Annotated in this window: 6 protein-coding genes and 1 pseudogene; 5 read left to right on the forward strand and 2 right to left on the reverse strand. The window is 65.7% G+C overall.

All coding sequences use genetic code 11. The annotated features are described in order from the left end of the window. The 4 genes and pseudogenes from AC2VOG_RS03495 to AC2VOG_RS03510 form a co-directional block, all read left to right on the forward strand. Positions 1 to 340, forward strand: a pseudogene (locus AC2VOG_RS03495) (PecA family PE domain-processing aspartic protease); the annotation flags it as partial. Between the two features lie 31 nt (positions 341 to 371). Beyond that, on the forward strand, positions 372 to 608 hold the full coding sequence (gene secG, locus AC2VOG_RS03500) for a preprotein translocase subunit SecG (protein WP_486938523.1): 237 nt from the start codon (positions 372 to 374) through the stop codon (positions 606 to 608). A gap of 62 nt (positions 609 to 670) precedes the next feature. Continuing rightward, complete coding sequence (locus tag AC2VOG_RS03505; RefSeq protein ID WP_486938524.1) at positions 671 to 964, forward strand: type II toxin-antitoxin system Phd/YefM family antitoxin; 294 nt, start codon at positions 671 to 673, stop codon at positions 962 to 964. Continuing rightward, complete coding sequence (locus tag AC2VOG_RS03510; RefSeq protein ID WP_486938525.1) at positions 961 to 1356, forward strand: PIN domain-containing protein; 396 nt, start codon at positions 961 to 963, stop codon at positions 1354 to 1356. The genes AC2VOG_RS03505 and AC2VOG_RS03510 overlap by 4 nt, the downstream gene beginning before the upstream one ends. A 217-nt stretch (positions 1357 to 1573) precedes the next feature. Here AC2VOG_RS03510 and AC2VOG_RS03515 read toward each other — a convergent pair whose 3' ends face one another. Both AC2VOG_RS03515 and AC2VOG_RS03520 read right to left on the reverse strand, forming a co-directional pair. Further along, entirely contained in the window at positions 1574 to 2035 is a 462-nt protein-coding gene (locus tag AC2VOG_RS03515) for a Fic family protein (protein WP_486938526.1), read from the reverse strand. Continuing rightward, positions 2035 to 2208, reverse strand: coding sequence for a hypothetical protein (locus AC2VOG_RS03520; protein WP_486938527.1), 174 nt, complete (start codon positions 2206 to 2208; stop codon positions 2035 to 2037). Before AC2VOG_RS03520 ends, AC2VOG_RS03515 begins: the two co-directional genes overlap by 1 nt. 238 nt (positions 2209 to 2446) lie before the next feature. On the opposite strand from AC2VOG_RS03520, the gene AC2VOG_RS03525 reads away from it, so the two are divergent. Then, the coding region (locus AC2VOG_RS03525; RefSeq protein ID WP_486938528.1) for a phosphoenolpyruvate carboxylase at positions 2447 to 4158 on the forward strand (1712 nt) is incomplete at its 3' end.

The following is a 4158-nucleotide window of genomic DNA, read 5'->3' on the forward strand; positions in this document are numbered from 1 at the left end:
CGGCGCCCCGATCGCCTCGCTGTACGAGACGGTGACGACCAACGGCATCACCAACGGCACCACCGTCGTCAACAACGTCGACTCCGGCGGCGTCTACGGGACCATCCCGTCGTCGATTGCCTCCGGTCTGCAGCCGGGATCGGTGATCTCGGTCTACGACCAGCAGGGCGGCAACCTGCTCTACCAGTACACCGTGGGCACGGACAGTATTGGGCAGAGCACCGCGCCGACGGCGGTATCGGGGACCGACATCAACAGCGGCGTCGTGCCATTCCTGAGTCAGGCGATCTACCTCGACTACGACGACGGCACAATGTCCTTCTACGGCCCGACGGGCTAGCAGGCCCAAGCCGACCGGTAGGGTGTGGGCCATGGAATTGGCCCTGCAGATCACCCTGGTGGTGACCAGCATCCTGGTGGTCCTGCTGGTGCTGTTGCACCGCGCCAAGGGCGGTGGCCTGTCGACGCTGTTCGGTGGCGGCATGCAGTCCAGCCTGTCCGGGTCGACGGTGGTGGAGAAGAACCTCGACCGACTGACGTTGTTCGTCGTCGGCATCTGGCTGGTGTCCATCGTCGGCATGGCGCTGCGGATCAAATACAACGCCTGACGCTCGGGGGATGGACCGCCGCGGCCCCTGCGCTTGTGCTACATAAGTGCTACCGTCGCGGGATGGGTGAAACCGTCGGGATCCGTGAGCTACGTCAGAACGCTTCGGAGATAATCAACGCCGCGGAGGCCGGCCAGGCATTTCACGTCACCGTCCGCGGCAAGGACACTGGCGTTGTCATCGCCAAACAGCCATCCACGCCTCCCGCTCAACGCCGACGAGGCGTCACCCTCGACCACATCGAACAGGCGGGCAACTACGCCCAGCCCACCCCTGCCGGCTACGAGGAGGCGATGCTGCAGATCGTCGAGCGCGGCCGAGACGGATCGGGGCGGGTAGGCGATCGCGACCGGTGAGGATTCACCTGGATACCAACCTGCTGATCAGCGAGCCCCGGTGGGAGCTCCTTCCTCCGGGGGACCACGAATACCTGGTCTCGGCGCTGGTATTCGCTGAATTCAGCGAGGGCACAGCACATCCCGACCCCGACGTCGCCGCTCGGGCCCGCATCGACCTCATACAGCACCGGTCAACCTATGGCGACGGCCTGCCCTTCGGTCAGCGTGAAGCCGATATCTACCGCGAGCTGTGCTCCATCGTCGCCGCCGCCGGGCGGACTCCGGGAGGCAAGCGTCGCATCGATTTGATGATCGCGGCGACCGCCATCGGCGACGGGGCAGCTCTGGCCACCCGCAATACTGCCGACTTCGATGGTCTGCAGCCGCTTCTGCACGTGATCACACTCTGAAATCGGGTGCGGACTGCTGACAGCGCTCCGAAGGGCGAAGACGGCCAACGACCCTGATGCTGGTAGGTATGGCTGACGCATCCGATTCGCTGGAACGGCGACGACGTCTTCGATCTGGTCGAGCGGGCCCGGATCGCGTCGTTCCAGGCCAGCGCGCTCGGAGAACGAGCGCGCTGGAGCAGGAGCTGTCGATGTCGGCGCGCCTGGTCGCCATCACCTATGGCTCAATCGGCTCCACACCAACGAAGGCCGTAAGGTCGGCCACGTCCCGGTGTCCGTCGTAGGCCCGAAGCAGCTCGATGTATCGAGTCTTGTCATCAAGCTCCCAGTCGTACTGCAACTCGGTGGGATCCTGAGCTGCCGCGAAGACCAAATCAGCGAGGAACCTTGTGGTGCGGCCATTTCCGTCCGCGAACGGATGGATCCGCACGGTCTCGGCGTGCACGACAATACCCAGTTGTCGAGGCGTCCAGTCGTCGGTGTGGTCCCACCGGTACGCGATGGTGTCGAGCGCCGACGGCATCAGTTCGTCGAACACCCGGTCCTGGAGACCCTGTTCGAGATCATAGACGGCAGCGCGCGTGATGGGCTTGTCGAGGAGATCGACAACCTCGGGGAGCAACGCGGTGAGTTCGTCATACGGAAGTGGGGTCTCACCGTAGCCGGGCGTCAGCGGCATCAGCGCTTAGGCAGCTGCTGCTTCGCGATGTAGGCCCTCACAGTGGCCGACCTTATGTAGCCGGCGGGAACCACCCGGCCCTCCAACTTGGCCGAGGCCTTCGTTGCGCGCACCCCTGCCTCTTTGACGGCAGCATTCGACACCACCACCTTCTTGGGTGTCCGGCGTTCCACGACTGCACCTCCACGACGCCTCGACAGGGCTTTCATTCTACCGGCCAACCGCCACCGCTCACCGCGCCGTTTACAACCCGCCACCTGCTTAAATTTAAGAGGTCGTCGACACCGCAAAAATGCAAGCTTCCCCGTCGGCATCTGGCTGGTTGCCATCGTCGGTGTGGCGCTGCGCATCAAATACAACGCCTGACCCTCCGAACGGCGAAGTCGGCCGACCACCCCGATACTGGGAGGTATGGCTGACGCACCCGACTCGCTGGAGCCCTTCGGCGCCGTAAGACGTACCCGCATAGGTCGCGAAGCGACCGAGCCGATGCGCGACGACATCCGGCTGCTCGGCACCATCCTCGGTGACACCGTTCGCGAGCAGAACGGCGACGACGTCTTCGACCTGGTGGAGCGGGCCCGTATCGCGTCGTTCAAGGTCCGGCGTTCGGAGATCGAGCGTGCCGAGGTGGCGCAGCTGTTCGACGGCATCGACATCCACCGGGCGATCCCGGTGATCCGGGCCTTCAGCCATTTCGCGCTGCTGGCCAACGTGGCCGAAGACATTCACCGCGAACGCCGCCGCGCCGTCCACGTCGCCGCCGGCGATCCGCCGCAGGACAGTAGCCTGGCGGCCACCTATCTGAAGCTCGATGCGGCGGAACTGGATTCGGCGACCGTCGCCGACGCGCTGACCGGCGCTCTGGTCTCGCCCGTCATCACCGCCCATCCGACCGAAACCCGTCGTCGCACCGTGTTCGACACCCAGCACCGCATCACCCAGCTGATGCGGCTGCGCGCCCATGGCCACACCACAACCGACGACGGCAGCGACATCGACACCGAACTCCGCCGCCAGGTGCTGATGCTCTGGCAGACCGCGTTGGTGCGGCTGTCGCGACTGCAGATCTCCGACGAGATCGCCGTCGGGTCGCGCTATTACCAGGCCGCGTTTTTCGAGGTGGTCCCGAAAGTCAACGCCGGGGTCCGCGACGCGTTGCGCGGTCGCTGGCCCGACGCCGACCTACTGCCCGAACCGATTCTGCGGCCCGGCTCGTGGATCGGCGGCGACCGTGACGGCAACCCCAACGTCACCGCCGACGTGGTCCGATTGGCCACCGGCAGCGCCGCCTACACCGCGCTGAACCACTACACCACCGAGCTGAGTGCGCTGGAGCAGGAGCTGTCGATGTCGTCGCGCCTGGTCGCCGTCACCGACGAGCTACGCACGCTGGCCGAGGCTTGCGACGAGCCGGCCCGCGCCGACGAGCCCTACCGCCGTGCGTTGCGGGTCATCCACAGCCGGCTCACCGCCACCGCCGCAACGATATTGGACCAACAGCCGGACAACCTGCTCGACCTGGGGCTGCCGCCGTACACGGCGCCGGGGGAGATGCTGGCCGACCTCGACACCGTCGACGCCTCGCTGCGCGCCCACGGTAGCAGGCTGCTGGCCGACGACCGGTTGGCTCAGCTACGAGAGGCTCTGCGCGTCTTCGGTTTTCATCTGTGCGGCCTCGACATGCGACAGAACTCCGACGTCCACGAGGAAGTGGTCGCCGAACTACTCGCGTGGGCCGGCGTGCATCCCGATTACGCGTCGCTGGGCGAAGACGAGCGGGTCAACGTCCTGGCCGAGGAGCTGGGCACCCGTCGGCCGCTGATCGGTGACCGCGAGCAGCTCTCGGAGTTGGCTCGCAAAGAACTCGCGATCGTCTCCGCTGCTGCTCGCGCCGTCGCGATATACGGTCCAGAAGCGGTGCCCAACTACATCATCTCGATGTGTCGTTCGGTTTCCGATCTGCTCGAAGCGGGCCTGCTGCTCAAGGAATGCGGATTGCTTGACGCCTCGGCCGACGCGCCGCACTGCCCGGTGGGCATTGTCCCGCTGTTCGAGACCATCGACGACTTGCACCGCGGCGCCTCGATTCTCGAAGCGGCGCTTGACCTTCCGGTCTATCG

This window comes from Mycobacterium sp. TH-M11, assembly GCF_057473725.1.

Coding starts and splice junctions, on each gene's coding strand:
- secG (WP_486938523.1), top strand. CDS start 372: ATGGAATTGGCCCTGCAGATCACCCTGGTGGTGACCAGCATCCTGGTG.
- AC2VOG_RS03505 (WP_486938524.1), top strand. CDS start 671: ATGGGTGAAACCGTCGGGATCCGTGAGCTACGTCAGAACGCTTCGGAG.
- AC2VOG_RS03515 (WP_486938526.1), bottom strand. CDS start 2,035: ATGCCGCTGACGCCCGGCTACGGTGAGACCCCACTTCCGTATGACGAA.